We start from the raw sequence: 24,304 nt of genomic DNA on the forward strand, positions 1-24,304 counted from the left end.
TTTGAAGCTCCCACCGTGTCCGAAAACCGCCTGAGCATTCCACAATACGCCATGGCGCTCGCTCATGTCGCATCACTCCGCTCCGAAGACCCCTACCGTAAGGTTGGAGCCGCAGCACTCGATCACGATAACCGCGTCATCGCCACCGCCTACAACGGCTTGGCCCCCGGCTTCAACGCCCCCTCGGATTTTTGGGCAGATCGTGAAGGACGCCAGAAATTCATGCTTCATGCAGAAATCAACCTCTGCTCCCTATTCAAACGTGGCGAAGCCAAAATCGTAGCCACCACCACCATGCCCTGCACAGCCTGCATGCAGACGCTATGCGCATACGGCATCAAGGAAATCTATTTCCAGGAAATTTACCGCGCCTCCGACGCCCCGGAAATCGCGAAACTCTATAACATCACACTCCGCCAGATCACGGATTTCCCCATGTCAGTGGACCAATCCCGGCTGGCATGAAAAGTGCGGCACTATTTCCTATCCAAACCGTCATGGAAACAACATTGACGGTCTAACAACTTCACTTTACCCCGAAACACATGGCCAAGAAACCAGTAGTACTTATCATTCGCGACGGCTGGGGAACCAACCCCGGCGGCAAGGAAACCGCCGAAAAAGACGGAAACGCCGTCCTCCTCGCGAATACCCCCTTCACCGACGAAGTCCTCTCCGGCTATCCACACAGCTACCTTTCCGCCTCCGGCATGGATGTAGGTCTGCCTGAAGGCCAGATGGGGAACTCCGAAGTAGGCCATCTGAATCTCGGTGCGGGACGCATCGTCTACCAGGATTTCACCCGCATCAACAAAGCCATCGCGGAAAACACAATCAGCGATAACGAGATCTTCAAAACCGCCATTGAAAAAGCGAAAAACGGCAGACTCCACTTCATCGGCCTCGTATCGGATGGCGGAGTCCACTCCCATCAGGACCAGCTCATCGCACTTACCAAGCTAGCTTCGGAATCCGGAGTAAAAGATATCTTCATCCACGCCATCACCGATGGCCGCGATACCTCACCAACCGGAGGAGCCGCATTTATCTCCAAAGTCGAGGACGAGACGGCAAAGGCAGGCGCACACATTGCAACAGTTGTTGGGCGCTACTTCGCAATGGATCGCGACAAGCGCTGGGAGCGCGTGAAACTCGCCTGGGACGCCATCGTCCACGGCATTGGCGCACAAAAAGATATCCTCGCCTCCGAGGCCATCGCGGAAACCTACGATCTTCAGAGTAAAACCGATGAATTCATGCCTGCCATGGTATTCACCGAGCCTGATACACAACGTATCCACGATGGCGACGTAGTCATCTTCTTTAACTTCCGCGCAGACCGTGCCAGAGAACTCACGGAAGCATTCCTCAGCAAGGATTTCGATGGATTCGATCGCGGCCAAGTCCCGGACGTCCACTTCGTGACCCTTACCGACTACGGAAAAGACTACGTTTGCCCTGCGATTTTCACCCCGCAGACCCTCGAAATGACCCTCGGAGAAACCGTCGCAGCAGCAGGCATGAAGCAGATGCGTATCGCGGAAACCGAGAAATACCCACACGTCACATACTTCTTCAACGGCGGCGTAGAAAAAGAAAACGACGGTGAAAAACGCTTCATCATCCCATCGCCAAAGGATGTCCCGACCTATGATTTCAAGCCGCAGATGTCCGCGGAGGAAGTTACCGCCACAGTCCTTGAGAACCTCAAAAACTACGATCTCGTCATCCTCAACTTCGCAAATCCCGACATGGTCGGCCACACCGGAGTCGTCGATGCAGCCATTAAGGCAGTTGAAACCATCGATGCCTCCGTCCAGGCCATTACCGAACAAACCCTCCGCCTCGGTGGGAAACTTCTCATCACTGCCGATCACGGAAACTGTGAGTTCATGAAAAACGCGGACGGCTCACCCAATACCGCCCACACCACCAACCTCGTGGAAATCATCTACGTAGCGGACGATGCCTCCTCGAAGACCATGCACGACGGCATTCTCGCGGATGTCTCTCCTACACTATTGGAAATGCTCCGACTTGATCAACCCGAGCAAATGACGGGGAAATCCCTCCTCGGTTGAATTAATCCACCCCAAGCTTCCAAGCCCTTGCTACACACCGTAGCCGGGGCTTTTTTGTTCCTCAGACTGCGCCCAGAACCGCCCTACGTATCCTACCCGGCGGCTGGCTCAGAAATCTCTTCGCGAGTTCCTCGAACTGCTCCGAAAGATCGGTCAGATAAATTTCCAGAGACCCCTCGGATTTCGCCGAAATCAACAGATCCATCTCCTCGAGCATCCGTTTCAAGTGCTCCGCACATGTGGTGGCAGAATTCACCAGCCGCACATCATCCGAGAGCACCTCCTGCAAAACCGGAACAAGGAGCGGATAGTGGGTGCAGCCCAGCATCAACGTATCGATTCCCTTATCAATCAGTGGCTGCAGATATTTGCGAAGCACTTCCTTTGTCACCTCCTCGGAAATCCAATTTTCCTCGATCAATGGAACCAGCAACGGGGTAGCCGCTCCGTATATCATCAAGCCCGTACGCCTAGTGGCCAAGGCATGCTGATAAACATGTGATCCAATTGTCCCCCGCGTCGCAATAATCCCTATTCTCTCTGCCTCGGGATCAGCCAAGGCAGCCTCAACTCCCGGGACAATCACGCCCATGATCGGCACCTTGTATTTGCTCTGCAGCATCGGGAGCGCATGAGCCGTAGCAGTATTACATGCCACCACGATAGCCTTCACCCCCTTTGAAAGTAGAAAGCCAACATCCTCATCCGCAAACTGCCGGATAGTCTCGGGACTCTTCGAGCCATATGGCAGACGCGCTGTATCCCCCAAATAAATCAAATCCTCGCCGGGCAAAAGCTCCTGCACCGCCCTGACAACCGTCAACCCTCCCACACCCGAATCAAAAAATCCCAACGCTGCTTCTTTCACTGCCCGAATACTCCTCTGACGTAAAACAAACCACAAACCCCAAATTCTCAAAACCAACCCAATCCATCATCATCTGTAAATTCGGTGATTGAAAAACCAGCGCCACCACCCCACACCCAAGTCCTTCTTGAAGTTTAGCGTTTAAAATTTAGTATCCAGATATGTCAGCCTGCGGACCGAAAATGAAAATGGACCCAACACTCCACCGGGAAAAAAAACCCGACTGGATCAAAGTGCGTCTACCGAACAATCCAGCCTTCTGGTCCACCAAGTCGCTCATTACCGATCTCAAGCTGGTCACTGTGTGCGAAGAAGCACAGTGCCCGAACCGTTGGGAATGCTGGGGCCAGGGCACCGCAACCTTCATGATCGCTGGTGACAAGTGCACCCGCGCCTGTGGTTTCTGCGCAGTCAAAACTGCCAAGCCCGACGCGCTTGAGTCCGATGAGCCAGCCCGTATCGCTGAGGCCACCTCACGCATGAACCTCAAACACATCGTCATTACCGCCGTGGCTCGTGACGACCTCAAGGACGGCGGCGCGGAACATTTCCGTGAGACCATCCGTGCCGTCCGTGAAGTAAATCCGGGAATCATCATCGAAGTTCTGGTTCCGGACTTCAACGACCGCGATTGGGCACTTCAGCTCGTCATGGACGCCCGCCCGCATATCTTCAACCACAACCTGGAAACCGTCGAGAGACTCACCCCACTTGTCCGCTCCCGCGCGAAGTATCAGCGTTCACTCACCGTGCTGAAAAAAGCCAAGCAAATGGTCAACGGCCACGTCGCCACCAAATCCGGCCTCATGCTTGGACTCGGAGAGCGTAAGGAAGAAGTGCTCCAGGCAATGGACGATCTCCTCGCGCACGACGTGACAGTCCTCACCCTGGGCCAGTATCTACGTCCGACCCCGAAACACCTTCCGGTGGTGGAATACATCACCCCGGAGCAATTCGAGGAATACAAGCAGATCGCCCTTGATAAAGGCTTCCGCCACTGTGCCTCAGGCCCACTTGTTCGCTCATCATACCACGCGGCAGACTTCCGCCCGGAGCTTGATGTCCTTGAGGCCATTGAAACGGATCTCCGTTCAATGGACGGCTTGGAGCTAGGCCCGGAGCACTTGAACATCCCCGCTCTGAAGCCGGATCTCGCTTCCTGAGCAAACCAGCACAGCGGGAAAATCCCCCGCTAAGCTAAAATTTCCGCAAGGTAGTGTCCTTGAGGAAACGATCGCTCGTTTCCGGGTAATCCAGAGTATAATGAAGCCCTCTGGATTCGCGGCGGCGTAGCGCGCACTCGACAATCAAACCAGCCACGGAAACTAGATTTCTAAGCTCAAGAATGTCGGAATTCACCCGGTGTCCCCAGTAGAACTCGCGCACCTCTTTCTTCAGGTTCCGCAGCCGGGCAGCTGCCCTTCTCAGTCGATTATCCGTTCTGACGATCGAAACGTAATCCCACATCAAACGGCGGATTTCATCCCAGTTGTGATAGATCACCACAAGTTCATCCGGCTCCGCAACATCACCATATTGCCACTCGGGAATCGGCGGCGGAGCAATTACATCCTTCCCTGGAGGATACAGGCGCATCATTTCCTCCAGCGCCAGCCTGCCCACCACATTGCCCTCTAGAAGTGAGTTGGAAGCCAACCGGTTCGCACCATGCAAACCGGTGCAAGCAACCTCACCCACTGCATAAAGTCCTCGAATTGTCGTCTTCCCGTGGACGTCCGTTTTGATGCCTCCACATTGGTAATGTGCCGCTGGAACAACCGGAATCATCTCGTTTTCACAGTCGATCCCAAACTTTCTAACCGTCTCATAAATGTGCGGGAAATGTTCTTTCATAAAGCCCTTCGGCTTATGTGTTACATCCAGATAAACGCACGCAGCACCGGTCCGCTTGATTTCCTGGTCAATCGCTCTGGCCACGATATCCCGCGGTGCCAGCGATCCTCTCGGGTCAATCGTCTTCGTAAAATCCTCTCCCTTTTCGTTCCTTAGAATTCCTCCCTCACCCCTCACCGCCTCACTCACTAGAAACGATCTCGCCTCTGGACCTGTCGCCGCAGGGTTGTAGAAGCACGTCGGGTGGAACTGGATAAACTCCATGTTCGCCATGATTGCACCCGCGCGGAAGCCTAGTGCTACGCCATCTCCCGTAGCGGAGTCAGGATTCGTAGTGTAGAGGTAAACCTTTCCACAACCACCTGCGGCAAGAACAACACGGTCCGAGCAAAAAATATGAACCTCTCCCGTTTCCTTGGAGAGGACGTAGGCTCCCAGAATCCGATCGTCCGAGACCACATCCAGCTTAGCTGAAGTGATAAGATCGATCACAAAATGATCCTCCAGCAGAGTAATATTGGGCTCCTCTTCCACTGCCTTGAGCATTGATGTCACAATCGCACGCCCGGTCGTATCACGGGAATGAAGGATACGCCTATGGGAATGCCCTCCCTCCTTACCCAGTAGAAAACGGTCGCCCTCCTTATCGAATTCCACCCCGTAGCCCAAAAGATCATCTATTGTCTCATCCCCGCCTTCGACAATTCGGCGCACCACCGCTTCATCGCAAAGCCCGGCCCCCGCATCCAGCGTGTCCGCTACGTGGCTTTCCACGGAATCCCCTTCCTCGCGCTCTCCCTCTCTCAAGACAGATGATATGCCTCCCTGGGCCCATGCCGTGTTCGATTCCCCCGCCTTCCCTTTCGTCAACACAGTGACCTTCCCGTGCTTTGCTGCTCTAAGCGCAAAAGTAAGGCCGGCTATTCCAGCCCCAATCACCAAAAAATCAGAAGTCATGTGATTCCTGAATAGACCTTATGCACTGAAATGGAAACAAGAACGTCACCAAATTTTTCCATTCCGAGCTTCTAGGGCTCGCCCTACTCCAGCTTTTCCCTGAGAAAAACAGCTTAATAAGCTGCTAAGATCATGTCATCTCACCCCATCGTTCAAAGACTCGGAGAACTCCGGAAAATGTTTTTCAGAGCAGGTTTCACAGATTCCATGGCTGAAATGTGCCTCGCTGTTTTTCTGGATGTAACTCTCCAGTTGATGCCACTCACCTCCTTCATCGCGGATATTTTTGCAATACGAGCAGGTCGGCAAAATCCCTCTCAATACCTTCACTTCATCCATCGCGGTTTTAAGTGAAACGATTAGAGACTCCTTCTCACGTTCCGCCTTCTTCCTCCTCTCAATCTCCTGCTGGGCCAAACTCAACTCCAGCTTCACCTCGGAGAATTCCCTCAAAATCGCCAACGCTGGCCGATTCTCAATTTCCACACCCTTCTTTCCATTCTGCCATCTGAGGTAAATATACAGGAACGGGAAAGCGAACAGGCTGATGACAAACCGGCTGGTCAACGTGCCGGTCATAATCGAAAGCCAGTCCTCACTTCCATAAAATGCGCCAGTAGAGAACAGAATGACGTCCAGCCAGAGCACACCTAAAAGTGTCAGGAAAGAGCGCCCCATGAGCCTTACCTTGAATCGATCCTGACCAAACACCTCCCAGGCAACTGCCAGGAAAATCAGATCCGCGAACGCCGCTCCGATCGATGCCGAATAGATCCGCAGACTCTGCGGCGGGAAATAATTCACCTCCTCCGCACCTGAAAGCCGGATCTGCCATTGCAGTACCATCGTCAGCACGGGAACCATGATTGAAACCCCGATGATTGTGGAAATCGCAATCCGGGTCGCCCTCGGCCCATCGAAAACATAAACAACGAAAACACCTAGCAAAAGCGCGGTAAAAAACACCGTGGATCCTACCCACAGAGACATCCCGGCGAACTGAACGCTCACCCCGGCATCAGTCGTCCACACCATCACAGCTGTGAGGCTGCCGATCAGCGCATAGTATGGAGCGAGCCCGATCCTAGTTCGCATTGAATGCGAAAACAGCACCAGAAAATATACGGCGATGGCTTCGGAAATGAGTATCAGCAGCTCGTGGTTCATGGAAAATTCACTAAAATCTGAGGCGGAACCACACCCACGCTCCTCGATACGTGCAAGCGAAAACCACGATCAACTTTCACTAGGTCCAGATGCAAAAAGTTATCCTGCAATTGTCTTATGCGTGCCATCGCAAAGTGGCCACCTTTTCGAGAGACCGCAGTCGCAATCATTGATTCCCTTCCCGTCGAGGATTCTAGGAATATATTTTTCGATCCTCGCCTCTTTGGTTTTCGACTGCTTGGCAGAGGAAAAGAACAGACAATACCCTCTTTGCCGCCCCGGAGTCAGCGATTCGAACGCCTCCTTCAAATCCGAGCTCTCGTCCAACTTCAGTTGGAATTCTTCCGGAATCTCGATCGCGGAAGTAGATTGCAGATCGACTTTCACACCCGACCTCTCCACCTCGATCGCCTCCCGGATATAGGATCTCAGAATTGTGCTCAGCTTAGCAATCTGCCCAACGCTTTTAAAACGAACCACCCTCGCCGTCCGCGTATTCTCTCCGGGAAGTTCCAGAATACCCTCGGGATCCTTCATCAACACCCCCTTGAAGAAGCTGATAACGCAGTTATCCTTGAATCCACCCAGAATCATCACGTTTTTTTCCTCCACGGAATAGCATGGACTTCCCCACTTCAAATTTTCCGCGACCTCGAACTCCAGAATGATCGCTCTCAGAGCTTCAAGCTCCTGCTTCCATTCTTTGATTTCACTGAAATAGGTATCAACTTTGGAGCTCATTGGAGGTCACTTGCTTGTTATTCATTCCGGGAATTCAGATAAACTACAAAACGCCTCCGTGTGAAAGCGGGAAAATCCCTTGTTCCTAAAACTTGTTTGCGGGAGCTTCAACCGCCAGGTTTTCTCTGTATGAATGCAAAAAAACTCGAATCCTACCTGCACGCCAGCATACCGGTTTCCGCACTGATGGATATTCGGGTGACCAAGTGCGGCGATGGTGAAATAGCGCTCAGCGCCCCTCTTGCCATCAATCACAATCACTTGGGCACAGCCTTCGGAGGCAGCCTGGCTGCAGTCGCCACTCTTACAGGCTATTGCGCCCTGTGGACTGCATTGGGTGATAAAAACACCCACGTTGTCGTGCGTCGTAGCCATATCGAGTATCTTCACCCCGTCACCGGAGATATTTCAGCCACCTGCAGACTACCGGAAAAAGGTATCAACGAAAGCTTCCTTAAGCAGTATCAGAGATACGGCAAAGCCCGTACAAAGCTAAAGGTATCCGTCATGGACTCCGGCGTGGAATGCCTCCGCTACACAGGAGAATTCGTGGCAATCGCTGGCGAATAATAAGCGGATCCCCCACTATCCCCATTCACACATGACACCGCTCCACATTCTCTTCCAGGATGAATATCTGGTCGCAATCGACAAACCAGCCGGAATGTTGGTGCACCCAGGCCGCGAGCCGGAGGGCAACGAATTCATCGCCATGAAGCGACTGAGGGACGAACTGGGTAAACTGGTATACCCTATACACAGATTGGATCGCCCTACATCAGGTGTTCTTCTTTTTGCCTTGGACAAGAAGACCGCAGGTATCGTCCAGCAGAACTTTGAGCTAAGAAAGGTTGAAAAGACCTACCAGGCCATCGTCACAGGAAAAGCTCCTTCAGGTTGGATCTGTGAAACGCCTCTCAGCAACGACCCCACTGAAGCACTTCTCACGGCGAAAACTACCTTCGAGCGCCTGGCTATCGTTGAGAGGAATTTTCCGCACGGCGCCTCTCCTATTACACTCTCGCTTCTGAAAGCCACACCATATACGGGACGCTTCCACCAGATCCGCCGGCACCTGCTTGAGTCAGGTTACCCTATTGTCTGTGATTTCAGATACGCCGGAATCGAAGAGAGTATCGAGCTCGGTGAAATGCTTGGAATCGGCACGCGCATGCTTCTTCAAGCAAAATCCCTGAAAATCGATCACCCACACTCGGCTGAAAAACTGCATATTTCAGCACCGACAGATGCCGCGTTTCTCAAAGTCTTTCCCGACCTCAGCTAATTACCTGGTATCCCCAAGGAATCTAAACCCAGCCCCTATTAGTCTTTCTTCCGGGCAGCGGCTTCGCGGAGCTTATCCTTCTTACTCTTTCGCTTTCCCTTGATACCCCCAGCCCCCGCAGCCTCGGGAGCGGCAACTTCCGTAGGCTCGAAACCGGCGATCTCCTCGCGGGCAATGTTCGCTCCATTGCGTTTCTCTATCAGACAAAAATGCGCCTGTGATTCAGCAGTGATGAAACTTACCGCCATTCCACATTCTCCGGCCCTTCCGGTTCTACCGATCCTATGGGTGTAATCCGTAGCTGAGCGCGGCAGATCATAATTCACCACCACCGGCAGTTGCGAGATATCAAGCCCTCGTGCCGCCAGATCGGTGGCTACCAGCACCTTGATGTGGGATTTCTTGAAATCGGAAAGCACGTCATTCCGTGCACCCTGGCTGAGTTCCCCGTGAAAAGCCCCGGCACGTATTCCGTTTCTCCGGAGCTTATCCACCACATGGTCGGCCCCATACTGGGTAGCCACAAATACCAATACCCGCTTCCAGTTTTCCGTAGCTATCAGATGGCGCAGCAAAGGTGTCCGCTTTTCCTTATCCACCCGGATCGCACGCTGCTGAATCTCAGCTGCTTCTTCGGGAGCGGATTCGATCTCGATACGGGTAGGATTCACCAAAATCTTTTCAGCAATTTGCTCGATCGCCCCAGGAAATGTAGCGGAAAACAAAAGATTTTGGCGAACTGGCGGTAGAAGAGAGAGGATGCGGTCCAACTCTTCTGAAAAGCCAAGGTCTAGCATCCGGTCCGCCTCATCCAGCACCAGCGCGCTCACATCAGAGAGCTTAATAGCATTGTGATCGATCAAATCCAGAAGCCTCCCCGGCGTAGCCACGATAAAATCCGCACCACCCCGCAGGGCCATCATCTGCGGATTGATGGACACCCCGCCAACCGCACTAACTACCTTGATCCTCTCGGGAAGATCGTTGGAGAAATCCTGCACCACTTCCCTTACCTGTGCTGCCAACTCGCGGGTAGGCACCAGGATCAACGTGTGCACACGCCTTGGCTTATCATGTTTGGAATCCAGCCAGCGCTGCAGCAAGGGAAGTACAAACGCGGTCGTCTTGCCGGATCCTGTCCTTGCGGTGGCAAGCAGATCCCCGCCCGCCAGAACTGCGGGTATCGCGGCTGACTGCACCGCTGTCGGTGAATCATATTTACTAACTGCGGAGATCAGAGGAGCCGACAGGCCGAAGGCGGAAAAAGACATATTTGTGTTCTATTCGGGTTTTCTAAAACAGGCAACTTCGCACCACACGAAACTCCGCAATTCGGAAACATCCCATGATTCGTTTTCCCACAATTGTTAATTGATAAAGAAGATCAGCTTTGTTCTGGAACTGCCACATGGATCGGGTGAACGTGAAGCACGTCATTGCGGAGGGTGGAAACAGGTCAAAAGATACGAAAGTTCTGGCCGGACGCCTCCGTTAATAAAAAATCCAAATGGGAATATAATATGAAGGTTGTGAAATGTTTTTTGTGTATCGGGCTGTGCCTCACTGGCTTTGCAGGGAATTTAACTGCGGAGCAGGAATCCGGCTTGATCGCCGATGAACCCGGGAAGGCGATGCGCCTCTGGTATGACAAGCCCGCGCCGGATAACAATGCCGGATGGGTAAACCGCTCCATCCCAATGGGAAATGGATACATGGGTGTGAACGTGTTCGGCGGCACGAAGAGTGATCGCATTCAGGTCACGGAAAATAGCCTTTATGACTGGGGCAAGGATCGCGGACTCAAAAGAAGAGGCCTGAATAATTTTGCCGAGGTCTATATTGATTTTGGCCACGACGGAGCCACCAATTACCTGCAGGAACTGAACCTGAACGAAGGTGTCTCCCATGTAAAATATGAGCAGGATGGTGTGAAATACACCAGAGACTACTTCACCAGCTACCCGGACAAGGTCATGGCCATTCGCCTGAAAGCTTCGGAGGCAGGTAAACTGTCATTTACCCTGCGCCCGACCATCCCGTTTCTCGGCGAAGGCAAGTCCGGAACAGTTTCGGCGGAGGGTGATACGATCACTCTCTCCGGGATCATGAGTTACTACAAAATCAAGTTTGAGGGTCAGTTCAAAGTCATCCCCCAAGGAGGAACCATCAAAGCTAACAACGCAAAATCACAGGGCACCATCACGGTATCCGATGCAGACAGCGCACTGATTCTTTTCGCCGTGGGAACCAACTACAAATTCGATCCAAAGGTTTTCCTCACCGCCGCTCCAGCAAAGAAACTCGCCGGCTTCCCCGACCCACACGAAAAGGTGAGCGGTTATCTCGCCGATGCTGCAGCGCAGACCTATGAGCAGTTGCTTGAAAACCATCAGACCGACTACTCGGAAATCTACGACCGGGTCAGTCTCGATCTTGGCGCTGAAGAGCCGAAGATCACCACAGACAAAATGGTCGACGCATACCCCGATGGAGCATCGAGCCGTTACCTGGAGGAACTGGCATTCCAATTCGGCCGCTACATGCTCATTTGCTCTTCCAGGGCAGGCACTCTACCTCCTCACCTTCAGGGCATTTGGAACGTTTACGAGAAGCCGCCCTGGTCCTCGCAATATCTGCATGACACCAATGTGCAAATGGCCTTCGCGCCGGCCTTCAGTGCCAATATGCCGGAACTCTTCGAATCCTATGTAGGCTTCTTTGAGGCCTTCATGCCACGTCAGCAGGTCTATGCCACTGAATACATCAAGCAGTATAACCCTTCCCAGCTCGACCCCAAGGGTGATAATGGCTGGTCCGGACCATTCTGGGCAAATCCATACGACGTCCCGGGAAAAACCTCTATTGCTGGCTTCGGAACAGGTGCATGGATCGCTCAAATGTTCTGGGACTATTACGACTTCACGCGTGATCAGAAGCTCCTCGCGGAAACGGTCTATCCGGTGATGTCCGGCCAGGCGAACTTCGTCTCCCGTTTTGTGAAAGACGTCGACGGAGTCCTGTTGGCAGATCCCTCATCCTCTCCAGAGCAAAAACTTCGGAATACGGTCGGCACCACCTTCGACCAACAGATGTTTTACGAAAACCATCATAACACCCTCACAGCAGCCAAGGTTTTGGGTCTATCCAATAGCCAGCTGGAGAAATATGAAACCCAGCTTCCTCTCCTGGATCCGATCCAGATCGGCAAATCCGGCCACATCAAGGAATTCCGCCAAGAGGAATTCTACGGTGAAATCGGCGACCCGGTCCACCGTCATGCTTCCATGCTGCTAGGCTTGTATCCCGGTCAACTGATTAGTGATAAGACACCTGCATGGTTGGACGCAGCAAAAGTCAGCCTCATCAAGCGCACACGCGATTCCAATATCGGATGGGCCCGCGCGGAGCGCATCGCCATGCTGGCAAGAGTCCACGACAGCGAGGAAGCCTATGCATATTACAAGGATCTGCTGGAAGGCAACTACCTGCACAACCTGTTCAACGATCACAGGGGTGGCCCGCTCTTTCAGGCAGACGGTAACTACGGTGCCACTGCCGGTGTTGCGGAAATGCTCCTCCAGAGCCACGACCATGTGGTTTCTCCGCTGGTAGCGATGCCGGCAGGATGGTCTGAAGGTAGCTACCGGGGCATCCTAGCACGGGGAAATTTCGAAGTCTCGGCACATTGGTCCGATAGCCACGCAACCCAGCTCGAAGTATTATCCAAGGCTGGCGGCACGCTCGATCTGAGATACCCGAACGTCGCCCAGGCAAAAATCAAAACCTCAGATGGTCAAACCGTGGAATTCGTAGCAACCGGCACGGACGAAATCGCGATCAAAACCACAAAAGGGCAGACGTATGTAGTCACTGACATTCCGGTCCACACTCCGGTGACCGCCCCTTCGGATCTGAAAATTGAAAATGACGATGCTAAAAACGGAATCAAGCTTGTCTGGACCACCAGCGCGGATGCCGCTTCGTATAATGTCTATCGCGCGGTCGGCAACGCGCCGGGCTATGAACTCATCACTTCCGGCCTCAAAGACGCGGCGTTCACCTACAGTGCGGCTGACCTCAAGGATATCGAGCAGATGACCCTGAAAGTCACTGCGGTAGCTGCTAACGGACGCGAGAGCAAAGAAGGAACTACGGTGATCCGTCTGAAACCATAGTTTCAAATCCGTATCTCAATACGGTCGACTTGAAATTGAGTCCACTGGTGAATATTTTCGCCAGTGGACTCTTCGTTTATAGACGGATGTAAAGCCGGTATAAATACCTACCTTCCAAGGTCGATTGATCTGGTATCTACGGAAAAAAAAGCGATCCCCCTTTCGGAGGATCGCTAAAATCGAGGTGAACGTGCTCTTATTTATGGAGCATGCCTTTTCCTAGGCAGGAACGTAAACTTCCGCGCCCGAATCATTGAATTCCTTGGATTTCTCCTCCATCCCCTTTTCAAGGGCTTCGTCTTCGGAAAGCCCCTGTTTCGCGGCATACTGGCGGACATCCTCTGAAATCTTCATCGAGCAGAAGTGAGGACCGCACATTGAGCAGAAGTGAGCGGTTTTCGCACCCTCCTGTGGAAGCGTCTCGTCGTGGTATTCACGCGCGGTGACCGGATCCAGACTGAGATTGAACTGATCCTCCCAACGGAATTCAAAGCGTGATTTAGAAAGAGCATTGTCACGATATTGGGCACCGGGGTGTCCCTTCGCCAGATCGGCGGCGTGTGCTGCGAGTTTGTAAGTGATAACACCATCTTTCACGTCCTTCTTGTTCGGAAGGCCGAGGTGCTCCTTCGGAGTCACATAGCAGAGCATCGCACAACCAAACCAGCCGATCATCGCCGCACCAATACCCGAGGTGATGTGATCGTAACCAGGCGCAATATCCGTGGTCAAAGGTCCCAGCGTGTAGAACGGAGCCTCGTGACACCACTCAAGCTGCTTGGCCATGTTTTCCTCGATCATGTGCATTGGAACGTGACCGGGACCTTCGTTCATCACCTGACAGCCTTTTGCCCATGCCCGCTTCGTTAGCTCTCCCTGAACCTCAAGCTCACCAAACTGGGCTTTGTCGTTTGCATCTGCCACAGAACCCGGACGGAGACCGTCGCCAATCGAGAAGCTCACATCGTAAGCTGCACAGATATCGCAAATTTCATCCCAGTGAGTGTAGAGGAAATTCTCCTTGTGGTGGGAGAGGCACCATTTCGCCATGATCGAACCACCACGGGAAACAATTCCTGTCATACGGCTGGCTGTCATTGGCACGAAACGTAGCAGAACCCCTGCATGAATCGTGAAGTAATCCACACCCTGCTCCGCCTGTTCAATGAGTGTATCACGGTAAAGCTCCCAGGTAAGATCTTCCGCCTTACCGTTCACCTTCTCCAAAGCCTGATAAATCGGCACCGTGCCGATTGGCACCGGACTATTGCGTAGAATCCACTCGCGGGTCGCGTGGATGTTTTTACCGGTGGAAAGATCCATTACAGTATCAGCACCCCATTTTGTCGCCCAACGCATCTTCTCCACCTCTTCCTCGATGGATGAAGCCACAGCGGAGTTACCGATGTTCGCATTGATTTTCACCAGGAAATTGCGACCAATAATCATCGGCTCACACTCGGGGTGATTGATATTCAGCGGAATGATTGCCCGGCCAGCCGCAACTTCACTGCGGACGAACTCCGGTGTGATTTCCGCAGGAATACGCTGCGGGAATTTTCTGAAAATATTCGGAGTATATTCACTCTCGGGCAGCTGTGTGGAGCCTGCATGTTGCTTCTCCAGATCATTTCGGAGGATATCGTCTCGCTGATCGGAAATTTCAGCACGGCGCATATTTTCACGGATCGCGATGTATTCCATCTCCTGGGTAATAATTCCCTGATCCGCATAATATTTCTGCGTGACCGGCTTTCCTGTGGATCTCAGGAGCTTCCGACGCTGTGCGGTGAGTCCCGGAAATTCCACAAAGCGATTAGAGCGCTCCGATTTGGAGGCGAATTCCGCATGTTTTTCGGTCAGGTAGCCGTTGTCCTGTGGCTGCACCTCACGGCCTTCATATGTTTCCACATCCCCACGCTTCTCGATCCAATCGCGGCGCAAAGCGGGAAGACCCTCCTCCGAGGTTCCTTCAAATTCAGGATCACCCCATGGGCCTGAACAATCATATACACGCACAGGTTCATTCTTCTGAATCTGCCCGTTGAAGGACTTCGTGTCATTGAGCGCGATTTCACGCATCGGCACCTTCACCTCGGGATGAATTTCACCTTGGACATAGACCCGCGTGGAAGCCGGAAGCGGCGTGCGGGATTCGTCGTGGTTGGTTTCTTCCACGCCGTTTGATTCTTCTGGGCTGATCATGATCGTTATTTAAGTTCGAGTTTCGAATTTTTTATGAAAATTCCACGAACCACAAACCATCAGAAAACAAGAAAGCCGTAGGCTGTCCCGACTCCCTCCGGCGGCATGATCCGCTTCAGGTTCGAAGGGTTCCTTCCGCGCGCCGGAAAATCTCAGCTCACCGTTCGGAAAGCCCCCCTGTCGTTAGCAAATAGCCTTAGTCCTAGCTGGTTTTCTGTCAAGGAGACAGACTGCCCGCAAGATCCGCAGGTAAGGAAAATCAGCCTTTAGTATTTTTCTTTGATCCACTTCTCGTGCCCCCAAAGTCCCCAGACGACTCCTGCGAGGCCGAATGTAAGACAGATCGGAGGCAAGGCCATCAACAGGGAAATGCCCACCGGACCTATATATGCCAGAAAATCGTTCGTCATAAAATGTGGCGACATCAGAATATAAATACGTGCTATAAGCAGCGCGATCGCACCGTAGCTCATCATCGCTCCACCCCAGGATTTATCGTCCTTCGTCAAACGCAACGCCGCGAGGGCAAGCAATCCGAGGCCTAACAGCCCCATTGCGTCAAAAATCAGACCATTCGAGACTATGACTTCAAGCAACAGATTCATGATTATTGGAGTTCTTTTGTTTTACGGATTTCACGAAATGAAGAGGGTGAATGAGACCTGAGTGTAGTCCGAGACCCAGACCGAAAAGTAACCAACCGGCATTCATCACCACCAGCTTCACCGCGTGCCAGCCAACCGCTGCCGATGAACTGTGGATGTGCCCGCCTGAGAAAAATTGTTCGATCTTCTCTGCCTCATACATGGGGATCAGAAACGCGTATCCGAAAAACAACAGAAACGCTCCTGCCATCATGAACCGGCCAGTCCACCCCTCCGCGTTCCTAGCCAGCCTCCAGGCTACAACCATGAGCAAAGCACCCATCACAATCATAAAAACGGGACGGGCCGCCTCAATGGATGCAATCGGTAAAGATACAGGTATAACCATTACACTACTATACACATCATCACGTAACCCCTTGAGCAAGAGCTATTAGAAACGTATTATCAAACTACCAATTATAGCAAATATACTTCATGAATTGATATCCTCTCCCACCTTGATACTTAGGCAATTTTAACCATCACACCTCACGAACAACCTCGTAATGATGTACTTGCCCGTTTCTCATCTCTCGCTTAAAGCAACCCCTCCATGAGCGAAGCCACGAACCAACCCCAGTCCACAGAAGCCGAATTGATCGCCGTACGCCGCGAGAAACTCGCAAAGCTCCGTGAGCTCGGGGTCGATCCATTCGGCTCCAAATTCGAGACCACCAGCACCCCTGCCGAACTCCGTGATACCTTTTCCGAAGGCAAACAGGTCACCATCGCCGGCCGCATCATCGCGCTGCGCGATATGGGTAAATCGGTTTTCTTCCAGCTCGGTGATGCCAATGGCTCCATCCAAGGCTACCTCAGCGTAAAGAATCTTGAGGAAGATCAGAAGGCCATCTGGAAATGCCTCGACCGCGGCGACTGGATCGGCATCTCCGGTGAAACGTTTCTTACCCGCACAGAGGAGCCGACCATCAAAACAGAGTCTTTTACAGTTCTCTCGAAATCCCTTCGCCCGATGCCGGACAAATTCCACGGCCTCTCCGATCGTGAAACGAAATACCGCAAGCGCCACCTTGATCTCATCGGTAACCAGGACAGCGCCACGCTTTTCATCACCCGATCCAAAATGATCGCGGAAATCCGCAATTTCCTTCAGGAGCGTGGTTTCCTTGAGGTGGAAACCCCAATGCTGCAATCCGTGGCAGGGGGTGCGGCCGCCCGCCCATTCGAAACTCACCATAACGCTCTCGGCATGCCTCTTACGCTGCGTATTGCTCCAGAGCTTTTCCTCAAGCGCCTTTTGGTTGGTGGTTTCACCAAAATTTTCGAACTCAACCGGAACTTCCGGAATGAAGGCATTTCACGCCGCCACAATCCGGAGTTCACCATGCTCGAAGCCTACTGGGCATTTTCCGACTTCGAGGAAATGGCAAACATGGTCGAGGAAATGACCTGCCACCTCGCAGAGAAATTCTGTGGTGGTCTGAACATCGAGCATAAGGATGAGGAGGGAAATCTCCTCCGCACCATCAATCTTCAGCGTCCATGGAAACGCGCCAATTACCATGACCTCATCAAGGAGGTAGCCGGTGACGATTTCTTCGACATCACTCCCGAGCAACGCCGCGCCAAATGCGATGAAATCGGCGTGCAACTCTCGGAAAACATGGAGGACTATGAAGTCGTCCAGCAGGTCTTTGAGAAAAAAGTCGAGGAGCATACCTTCGATCCATGTTTCGTCACCCGCGTGGCCAGCGAGCTAGTACCCCTCGCGAAGGTCACCCCGGGTGGCAAAACCGTTGAGGTCTACGAACTCATCATCAACGGTCAGGAAATTTCACCGGGCTATTCCGAGCTCAACGATCCTGACGTTCAGAAAGAACGCCTCGAGCATCAGGCCGGCGGCGAAGAGGAGCAGAAGGTTGACTACGATTTCATCGAGACCCTCGAGCACGGCATGCCCCCTGCAGGCGGCATCGGCATCGGCATTGATCGCCTCGTAATGATGCTCACCGGCGCGCCGACCATCCGTGATGTGGTCCTTTTCCCTCTCTTGAAAAAGAAAGGCGAGTAAGCCCATCGTCGCGGTCAGGAAGCGCCGGGAAGCTTCTACTGTAGTTGAACCGAACCAACGTCTGAGCCGCACAGGCCAAGACGTTGGTGCAAAGGCAAAACCTTACCGGTTCCGACGCCTTGCCAATAAAACGCAAGTGCCCGCGATACCCAGGAGCATTGCCACATTCGGCTCTGGCACGGCTGCCACTGATGCCTTTGTGATCGAAACATTGTCGTAGGTGGCGCTCGGAAATGGATATCCTTCTGTTTTTACCCCAAGAAAAACAGCAACCGCGCTGGTCCCGTCATAGGAAAACGTCATCTGGTTTCCATTTGAACTTTCGTTCAGATAAGTCGATGCGAGTTGCTGTGTTACAGCTGTTCCCGACTGCGATAACGAGGCGGAATAGGTATCAACTATAAGTGCGTTTCCCGATTTAAAGGAAAGATCATAGCCACTGCCCGCCCATATGGTTGCGATGGCAGAATCGTTCGAGTCACCTGTGTAGTCCTTTAGGTCGAATGTCAGAACATAGTCCCCGGCACCATCAAACAGCGATGGGCTGATAACTATTCCCGCGCTGCGGGTAGCACTGGTGGAATTAATAGTTAGTGCACCTGAAGAGATGCTGGCGTTATCAGAGCTTGTCCACTTCTGGAAACCGAGTTGTGGCTCAAACCATCCTCCCACATAGGGATTTCCGCTCTTCTTGATCGCGGAGGAACTAAAGTCGTCATTAAAAACGATAGTTTGTGCGTGTGATACGGAAACAAACGACAGAGCGGCACAAAAAGCCGCAGCTAGGATCTTCATGAATGTAGGGGGGGGGGGAGTAGGGGGATCGCGGTAATTGCGAGGTTTGAATCTTCACACAAATGTGGAAATTAATCTATTACGGGATCACGTAATATCTGCACATTCCCCCTTCCTTTCGTCTCAGTCCCTTTTTTTCAGACGAAGATTCAACTCCCCAATTTCAGGGCACCGTCCGTCAAAATTCTTGCGCGTAGTCCGCCACGACATCTGCCTTTCAGGAAATCCTCCGCACCTGTGCCCACCGCGTCATCCATCCAGTAACACGGCTTGCACTCCTCACTGCCTTGAAAGCGCACACCCTGGACACTGAATTCCTTTCCTACGAGTGCTTCCAGATCGAGACCACTGATCACGATATTCCTTCTCAGTACAGAGCTACAGATCTCACCGTATTTCGCCCGTAAATCATCCAGAACTTCCGAAGAAAAAAACGTGATCTGTCCTTTGAAGTCCTCTTTGAACTCGAAGTAGCGGTCCCCTTTCAGCCCTTTTCCGGCAACGCATTCTACAGTTTCCACCGGGACAATAGCGTGCCTTTCCCGTCCCAACCCATGTCTCCCGCGGAAATCGTGACCTTGTGAAATCCACATTTTTTCCACGGTAGGCTGCATCCCCAGATCTTCGGGAAAATTCACGTTTGTGAGCGCTTCCTTGTTCTTCAAATCCAGCACTTCCACCCCGTTCTCCTCCATAATTTTCCGCAGGCTCCAGTCACCTGACTCCTTGTATTTCTTCAGGAGACCCAACGCACCGCGGCCGTAAAAAGCGCACAGCGGTTCAAGGCCGCCATCGAATTCACTCCGGTATGCTCCAAATATCCCTTCAACCCGCTTCAATTGCACGAGCGTTTCCAAATCGAGTTCAGGTAAATCACACGCAACCACCACCCAATCGGAATCAGCATCTGTTTCGAGCCCGGCAATGATCCCACACAAAGGCCCCTCTCCGGAATCCCTCACAATGTTTGTATGCTCCAGATCGCGGGAAACCTCCTGACCTTGTCTCAGTGAAACGAGAACCTCTGTACATCCCGCCTCATTCAGAAGTTCAATGGTCCTATCCAGGAAAGTGCGACCATCCCGGTGAATTATTCCCGCCTTCTCGCGACCCATCCGTATTCCCTTTCCCCCTGCGAGCACCAAACCTTTCATTGAGAACAACTAAAACCGCTTTTCCATACTTTCGGAACTTCAATTTGTGTTCCCAGCCTTGGAGTTTTTCATAATCACAGTAAGGTCCGCTCATGCACCTGCTCCAACAGCTTGTCCAGATCCCCTCAGTCAATCCCGACAACGCCGCCGCCGACCAAGCCGGAGTCACGCATGAGAAGGCCATGGCCGACTTCGTGGCAAACTGGCTCGAGGATATCGGAGCCTCTGTGACCCTGGAGGAAATACACCCCCGACGCCCGAATCTCATCGCCCGCTTCGCCCCGTTGGATGGCAGGCCCCGCATCCTACTTGGACCCCACCTCGATACCGTCGGCGTGGAAAATATGACGATCGAGCCCTTCTCCGGGAAAATCGAGGACGGGAAAATCTGGGGCCGCGGCGCATCAGATACCAAAGGGCCGATGGCAGCCATGCTAGCAGGGCTGAAAGCCAATAAGGAAATTCTCAAAGACCTTCCCGTTGCAGTGGACTTCATTGGATTTATGGGAGAAGAAGCGTGCCAGCACGGCTCCAAGGACTTTGCCCAAAAGCACTCGAAAGACTACGAATTCGCCATCGTTGGAGAACCTACCTCCATGCAGGTTGTCTACACTACGAAAGGCTCTCTTTGGGCCACCATCGAAGCCACCGGTATCTCCGCACATGCTTCCCAGCCACAGCTAGGCGACAACGCGATCATCAAACTATCCCAGGCGCTCGTCGTTCTACAAAAGGAGCTCGCCATGAGACTGGAAGGGTTTGACCACGAGATCCTAGGATTCTCCACCATGAACATCGGAATGATCAGCGGCGGATCAGCTCCAAATATCGTCCCGAACAAAGCTTCCGCCCAAATTGATATCCGCCAGGCCCCCTCGCTCGCAGCGGCTGGAGGTGCACTGAATCTGTTGCGGGAAACCATCCACGATCTCCGCCTCCCACTCACTATCCGCGATGCCCATGAGAATCCTCCGATGGAAACCGACGTGGATCACAAATATATCCGGATGCTACGAGGAATAGACGCCTGCACTGGCGTTACCGGTGCACCATGGTTCTCCGATGCAGCTCATCTTGCAGCCGCCGGCCTCCCTTCCATCTGCCTAGGACCGGGCTCTATTGATCAAGCACACACCAAGGACGAATTCATCGAACTAGCTCGTCTGGAGGAAGGTGAGAAATTTTTCTCGGCCTTCATTCGCTCGCTGAAATAGCACGACGATTTCCGTTCCATCCGTCGATGCATTCCGTCTAGCCTCCCGTCAGTGTCAGCACCCACCAGAACCAACCAAATCACAATCGACGGAAAATTTTTCCGGATCGGCAAAGATCGGGTCTGGCTACGCATGGTCACCTACGGCCCTTTTCCGAAAGACCAAAGCCCGGATAATCTCGCGGAGTTCACGAAAATCAAAGCTGCGGGATTTCACGCGATCAGGACATTCGAACTACCTGATGAAAAGATCCTCGATGCAGCCCGGAGCGTGGACCTGAAGGTTTTCGCCGGGTTGAATTGGTGGCAGTTCGGGGATTTCCTTGCCCACCCCGAAATAGTTTCGGCAGCGAGGATCAAGCTTAGCGAGTGGCTTAAGCAACACGGCGGACATTCCGCCATTGCCGGAGTCTACGTCGGAAATGAAATCGCCACGGATTTGGTCCGCTGGATGGGCCCCACCTTCGTCCGCGAAGTCATCGAAGACCTAATTGATCTAGGTCGCGAAGCAGCACCACATATACTCTTCGCCTACGCGAACTACCCCTCCACCGAATACCTGGAGCCCGGTAATGCGGACTTCACGGCGTTCAATATCTATCTCGAAGACAAGCAAGACTTCGCATCCTACCTACGGCGTCTTCAGAACATCGCAGGGGACAGGCCTCTGGTAGTTTCAGAATTCGGCTTGGATTCGAAGAGAAACTCATTCGAACAACAGGCTAAAACCCTCGAATGGGCGATGGCCACTTCCTACTTGGAGGAAGCCGCAGCAATTACCATCTACGCTTGGTCGGATCTCTGGCAAAACGGAAGAATCAACGTCCAGGATTGGGATTTCGGCCTCACCGACCGCCATTTCAGGCCAAAGCCAGCCTACGAACTTTGCAAGGATATCACCCCATCTCCATTGCCAGAAACGGGGTTAAAATACTCCGTTATCATTTGCACCAGAAACGGCGAAAAATACATTTCCCAATGCCTTCAGGCTGCAAGAAAGATTATCGGACCATTACATGAAACGATCGTTGTAAGCGATGGATCAACAGATGATACGGAGCGAATTGTATCCAGCCAATTTCCCGAGGTATTTCTACTCCCTATCCTCCCTTCCGGCTTGAGTGCTGCCCGCAACCACGGTGCGGCAAATGCCACTGGCGATATTCTGGCCTTCACCGATGACGATTGTGAACCGGATCAGGAATGGATTCTACGTCTGGAAAAAGCTTTCCGGAATCCAAAGATCGCCGCTGCCGGTGGCCCGAATCTCCCACCACCCGCCAAAACGATGGTGGAAGCCATTATCCGCTCTGCTTCCGGAGCTCCGAGCCACGTTCTTCTGGATGATTCAATTGCTGAGCACCTCCCCGGCTGTAATATCGCGGTAAGGAAATCTGCTTTTACAGAGATCGGCGGGTTCGATACAGATTTCCGCACGGCAGGCGACGATGTCGATTTCTGCTGGCGGCTTGATGATGCCGGATATCAGCTGGGTTTCGTCCCTGGCGCCTTTGTATGGCATTCGCGTCGGCCCTTCATCCGGGCCTTTCTCAAACAGCAGATCGGCTACGGAAAAGCCGAAGCAATTCTCCTTCGCAAACACCCATCCCGTTTCTCAAAGAACGGAGAAGCTCAGTGGAAAGGCTTCATTTACGGCGGTGGTGCCGTGCGTGCAATGGATGATTCCGTCATATACCACGGAGCCATGGGTCAGGCCGGCTACCAATCAATTGTCAACCGGATGCTGCCACTACGCCCGATCGATTCTAAATTCAGCTCTCCCCTTTCGACTCTATTGTTGTCATTGGTAAACTTCACGCAAAACGCAGCCAGAGCAGTGGCCAGAGGAAAATTCCCGAAGATTCCACGACCCTTCCACTCCACACCAGATCCTGATCTGCCCACTGAAGAAATGGAGATCTACTCAGCAGAAGGTAGCGAACGCAGCTGCTATCTTAATCAGTTTTTGCAACAGGGGTGGCAAACCGCCTCTCCTACCGCCGGTTGGGACCTGGAAAAAAACGGCACCCGCATCCTCATCTCCACAGTTAAATTCGAAGACGGTGCTACCAATAATCTGATTCGCATATGGGGCAATCCGGAACAGGTCCAGAATACACTTAAACACACCTCCTGATGTCACTTTTCACCAAGGATTACGATTACCACCTCCCGGACGAACTCATCGCCTCGCGACCACTCGCGGAGAGGTCAGCCTCCAGAATGCTCGTCGTTCACCGCGAGAGCGGAACCATCGAGCACCGGATGTTCGCCGATTTCGAATCATTTCTGAAACCGGACGATCTATTGGTACTCAACAACACGCGCGTCATCCCCGCCCGCCTGTATTCCGATGATGGCCGTATCGAACTTCTATATCTCGACCGCGAAACCCCCACTCGCTGGCGCTGCCTGACAAAGCCGGGCCGGAAAATGAAAATCGGCAAAACACTCCAGATCGGCGGAGTGACCGGAACAGTGGTGGATGTATTCGAAAACGGTGACCGCCTCATCGAATGGGAATCGGAACTGGATATAAACGCTCACGGTCACCTCGCTCTGCCCCATTACATGAATCGGGAAGATGAAGAAATGGATCAGGAGCGTTACCAAACGGTTTTTTCCAAGGAAGAAGGCGCCATCGCCGCTCCAACTGCCGGACTGCATTTCACACCGGATATGCTGGAAAGAATCCGGCATGACTTCATCACACTGCACGTAGGTGTAGGCACCTTCAGGCCGGTGAGTGTAGACAATATCAAGGAACACGAGATGCATTCGGAGAAATACTCCATCAGTGGTGAAACTGCTGCGGAGATCAATCACGCCCCACGCGTGATCGCGGTTGGCACCACGGTAACCCGCGTTCTCGAGTCACTTACCGGAGGAAATTCGCGGATAGCAAAGGAACAGGCCCAATCGGGCGAAACCGCTATCTTCATTCATCCGCCTTATAAGTTCGGGGCAGTTGATGGACTTCTCACCAACTTTCACCTTCCTCAATCCACACTCATCATGCTTGTTTCCGCCCTAGCCGGCCGCGAGCTCACAATGGAAGCATACCGTCAGGCAGTTGAGCAGAAATACCGCTTCTACTCCTACGGCGACTGCATGCTCATACTTTAAATTC

At 52.7% G+C, this 24,304-nt stretch carries 20 protein-coding genes and 1 riboswitch; of the genes, 10 read left to right on the plus strand and 10 right to left on the minus strand.

The annotated features are described in order from the left end of the window. The first annotated feature begins 15 nt into the window (after window positions 1-15). On the plus strand, window positions 16-465 hold the full coding sequence (locus AAGA79_RS10295; protein ID WP_411825713.1) for a deoxycytidylate deaminase: 450 nt from the start codon (window positions 16-18) through the stop codon (window positions 463-465). Between the two features lie 80 nt (window positions 466-545). Then, on the plus strand, window positions 546-2,081 hold the full coding sequence (gpmI, locus tag AAGA79_RS10300) for a 2,3-bisphosphoglycerate-independent phosphoglycerate mutase (RefSeq protein ID WP_411825714.1): 1,536 nt from the start codon (window positions 546-548) through the stop codon (window positions 2,079-2,081). 61 nt (window positions 2,082-2,142) lie between these two features. On the opposite strand, the gene murI is transcribed toward gpmI, so the two are convergent. Further along, window positions 2,143-2,949: a glutamate racemase gene (gene murI, locus AAGA79_RS10305; RefSeq protein WP_411825715.1), complete on the minus strand. Its 807-nt coding sequence runs from the start codon at window positions 2,947-2,949 to the stop codon at window positions 2,143-2,145. Window positions 2,950-3,131: 182 nt separating this feature from the next. Here murI and lipA point away from each other — a divergent pair, with 182 nt between their 5' ends. Next, on the plus strand, window positions 3,132-4,112 hold the full coding sequence (gene lipA / locus AAGA79_RS10310; protein ID WP_411825716.1) for a lipoyl synthase: 981 nt from the start codon (window positions 3,132-3,134) through the stop codon (window positions 4,110-4,112). Window positions 4,113-4,146: 34 nt separating this feature from the next. On the opposite strand, the gene nadB is transcribed toward lipA, so the two are convergent. The 3 genes from nadB to AAGA79_RS10325 form a co-directional block, all read right to left on the minus strand. Continuing rightward, window positions 4,147-5,760 (minus strand): L-aspartate oxidase, encoded by a 1,614-nt coding sequence (gene nadB, locus AAGA79_RS10315; protein ID WP_411825717.1) that lies wholly within the window; start codon window positions 5,758-5,760, stop codon window positions 4,147-4,149. A gap of 135 nt (window positions 5,761-5,895) precedes the next feature. After that, window positions 5,896-6,927, minus strand: a complete 1,032-nt coding sequence (locus tag AAGA79_RS10320; RefSeq protein ID WP_411825718.1) for a hypothetical protein — start codon at window positions 6,925-6,927, stop codon at window positions 5,896-5,898. Window positions 6,928-7,026: 99 nt separating this feature from the next. Continuing rightward, window positions 7,027-7,668 carry a DUF1801 domain-containing protein gene (locus AAGA79_RS10325; RefSeq protein ID WP_411825719.1) on the minus strand — a complete coding sequence of 214 codons (642 nt, stop codon included), beginning with the start codon at window positions 7,666-7,668 and terminating at the stop codon, window positions 7,027-7,029. 129 nt (window positions 7,669-7,797) lie between these two features. On the opposite strand from AAGA79_RS10325, the gene AAGA79_RS10330 reads away from it, so the two are divergent. Further along, a complete protein-coding gene (locus AAGA79_RS10330) occupies window positions 7,798-8,238 on the plus strand; it encodes a YiiD C-terminal domain-containing protein (RefSeq protein WP_411825720.1) in 441 nt (146 codons plus the stop codon). A 31-nt stretch (window positions 8,239-8,269) separates the two neighbouring features. Beyond that, complete coding sequence (locus tag AAGA79_RS10335; protein ID WP_411825721.1) at window positions 8,270-8,953, plus strand: pseudouridine synthase; 684 nt, start codon at window positions 8,270-8,272, stop codon at window positions 8,951-8,953. Window positions 8,954-8,991: 38 nt separating this feature from the next. Here AAGA79_RS10335 and AAGA79_RS10340 read toward each other — a convergent pair whose 3' ends face one another. Further along, a complete protein-coding gene (locus AAGA79_RS10340) occupies window positions 8,992-10,224 on the minus strand; it encodes a DEAD/DEAH box helicase (RefSeq protein WP_411825722.1) in 1,233 nt (410 codons plus the stop codon). 249 nt (window positions 10,225-10,473) lie between these two features. Here AAGA79_RS10340 and AAGA79_RS10345 point away from each other — a divergent pair, with 249 nt between their 5' ends. Further along, window positions 10,474-13,128, plus strand: coding sequence for a glycosyl hydrolase family 95 catalytic domain-containing protein (locus AAGA79_RS10345; RefSeq protein WP_411825723.1), 2,655 nt, complete (start codon window positions 10,474-10,476; stop codon window positions 13,126-13,128). A gap of 219 nt (window positions 13,129-13,347) precedes the next feature. On the opposite strand, the gene thiC is transcribed toward AAGA79_RS10345, so the two are convergent. The 3 genes from thiC to AAGA79_RS10360 form a co-directional block, all read right to left on the minus strand. Next, a complete protein-coding gene (thiC, locus tag AAGA79_RS10350; protein ID WP_411825724.1) occupies window positions 13,348-15,333 on the minus strand; it encodes a phosphomethylpyrimidine synthase ThiC in 1,986 nt (661 codons plus the stop codon). Window positions 15,334-15,408: 75 nt separating this feature from the next. After that, a riboswitch (TPP riboswitch) is annotated at window positions 15,409-15,522 on the minus strand. Between the two features lie 77 nt (window positions 15,523-15,599). Beyond that, window positions 15,600-15,938 carry a hypothetical protein gene (locus AAGA79_RS10355; protein ID WP_411825725.1) on the minus strand — a complete coding sequence of 113 codons (339 nt, stop codon included), beginning with the start codon at window positions 15,936-15,938 and terminating at the stop codon, window positions 15,600-15,602. Continuing rightward, a complete protein-coding gene (locus AAGA79_RS10360; RefSeq protein ID WP_411825726.1) occupies window positions 15,922-16,365 on the minus strand; it encodes a hypothetical protein in 444 nt (147 codons plus the stop codon). The genes AAGA79_RS10355 and AAGA79_RS10360 overlap by 17 nt, the downstream gene beginning before the upstream one ends. Before the next feature lie 168 nt (window positions 16,366-16,533). Between AAGA79_RS10360 and lysS the strand changes: the two genes are divergently transcribed. After that, window positions 16,534-18,012 carry a lysine--tRNA ligase gene (lysS, locus tag AAGA79_RS10365; RefSeq protein WP_411825727.1) on the plus strand — a complete coding sequence of 493 codons (1,479 nt, stop codon included), beginning with the start codon at window positions 16,534-16,536 and terminating at the stop codon, window positions 18,010-18,012. A 102-nt stretch (window positions 18,013-18,114) separates the two neighbouring features. On the opposite strand, the gene AAGA79_RS10370 is transcribed toward lysS, so the two are convergent. Together AAGA79_RS10370 and AAGA79_RS10375 are read right to left on the minus strand one after the other, a co-directional pair. Further along, window positions 18,115-18,807, minus strand: a complete 693-nt coding sequence (locus AAGA79_RS10370) for a PEP-CTERM sorting domain-containing protein (RefSeq protein WP_411825728.1) — start codon at window positions 18,805-18,807, stop codon at window positions 18,115-18,117. Window positions 18,808-18,956: 149 nt separating this feature from the next. Next, entirely contained in the window at window positions 18,957-19,961 is a 1,005-nt protein-coding gene (locus AAGA79_RS10375) for an NTP transferase domain-containing protein (RefSeq protein ID WP_411828230.1), read from the minus strand. Window positions 19,962-20,053: 92 nt separating this feature from the next. On the opposite strand from AAGA79_RS10375, the gene AAGA79_RS10380 reads away from it, so the two are divergent. Genes AAGA79_RS10380 through queA form a run of 3 tightly spaced genes read left to right on the plus strand, consistent with a single transcriptional unit; the run spans window position 20,054 to window position 24,300 of the window. Continuing rightward, window positions 20,054-21,175, plus strand: coding sequence for a M20 family metallopeptidase (locus AAGA79_RS10380; RefSeq protein ID WP_411825729.1), 1,122 nt, complete (start codon window positions 20,054-20,056; stop codon window positions 21,173-21,175). A gap of 51 nt (window positions 21,176-21,226) precedes the next feature. Next, window positions 21,227-23,311 (plus strand): glycosyltransferase, encoded by a 2,085-nt coding sequence (locus AAGA79_RS10385; protein ID WP_411825730.1) that lies wholly within the window; start codon window positions 21,227-21,229, stop codon window positions 23,309-23,311. Then, window positions 23,311-24,300, plus strand: coding sequence for a tRNA preQ1(34) S-adenosylmethionine ribosyltransferase-isomerase QueA (queA, locus tag AAGA79_RS10390; protein ID WP_411825731.1), 990 nt, complete (start codon window positions 23,311-23,313; stop codon window positions 24,298-24,300). The genes AAGA79_RS10385 and queA overlap by 1 nt, the downstream gene beginning before the upstream one ends. Window positions 24,301-24,304: the final 4 nt, after the last annotated feature.

The organism is Luteolibacter sp. AS25 (assembly GCF_046736275.1).
Classification (GTDB): Bacteria; Verrucomicrobiota; Verrucomicrobiia; order Verrucomicrobiales; family Akkermansiaceae; genus Luteolibacter.

Excerpts from the sequence above, each read along its gene's own strand:
- gpmI (WP_411825714.1), top strand. The coding sequence starts at position 546 with ATGGCCAAGAAACCAGTAGTACTTATCATTCGCGACGGCTGGGGAACC.
- lipA (WP_411825716.1), top strand. The coding sequence starts at position 3,132 with ATGAAAATGGACCCAACACTCCACCGGGAAAAAAAACCCGACTGGATC.
- nadB (WP_411825717.1), bottom strand. The coding sequence starts at position 5,760 with ATGACTTCTGATTTTTTGGTGATTGGGGCTGGAATAGCCGGCCTTACT.
- AAGA79_RS10320 (WP_411825718.1), bottom strand. The coding sequence starts at position 6,927 with ATGAACCACGAGCTGCTGATACTCATTTCCGAAGCCATCGCCGTATAT.
- AAGA79_RS10325 (WP_411825719.1), bottom strand. The coding sequence starts at position 7,668 with ATGAGCTCCAAAGTTGATACCTATTTCAGTGAAATCAAAGAATGGAAG.
- AAGA79_RS10330 (WP_411825720.1), top strand. The coding sequence starts at position 7,798 with ATGAATGCAAAAAAACTCGAATCCTACCTGCACGCCAGCATACCGGTT.
- AAGA79_RS10335 (WP_411825721.1), top strand. The coding sequence starts at position 8,270 with ATGACACCGCTCCACATTCTCTTCCAGGATGAATATCTGGTCGCAATC.
- AAGA79_RS10340 (WP_411825722.1), bottom strand. The coding sequence starts at position 10,224 with ATGTCTTTTTCCGCCTTCGGCCTGTCGGCTCCTCTGATCTCCGCAGTT.
- AAGA79_RS10345 (WP_411825723.1), top strand. The coding sequence starts at position 10,474 with ATGAAGGTTGTGAAATGTTTTTTGTGTATCGGGCTGTGCCTCACTGGC.
- thiC (WP_411825724.1), bottom strand. The coding sequence starts at position 15,333 with ATGATCAGCCCAGAAGAATCAAACGGCGTGGAAGAAACCAACCACGAC.
- AAGA79_RS10355 (WP_411825725.1), bottom strand. The coding sequence starts at position 15,938 with ATGAATCTGTTGCTTGAAGTCATAGTCTCGAATGGTCTGATTTTTGAC.
- lysS (WP_411825727.1), top strand. The coding sequence starts at position 16,534 with ATGAGCGAAGCCACGAACCAACCCCAGTCCACAGAAGCCGAATTGATC.
- AAGA79_RS10370 (WP_411825728.1), bottom strand. The coding sequence starts at position 18,807 with ATGAAGATCCTAGCTGCGGCTTTTTGTGCCGCTCTGTCGTTTGTTTCC.
- AAGA79_RS10375 (WP_411828230.1), bottom strand. The coding sequence starts at position 19,961 with ATGAAAGGTTTGGTGCTCGCAGGGGGAAAGGGAATACGGATGGGTCGC.
- AAGA79_RS10380 (WP_411825729.1), top strand. The coding sequence starts at position 20,054 with ATGCACCTGCTCCAACAGCTTGTCCAGATCCCCTCAGTCAATCCCGAC.
- queA (WP_411825731.1), top strand. The coding sequence starts at position 23,311 with ATGTCACTTTTCACCAAGGATTACGATTACCACCTCCCGGACGAACTC.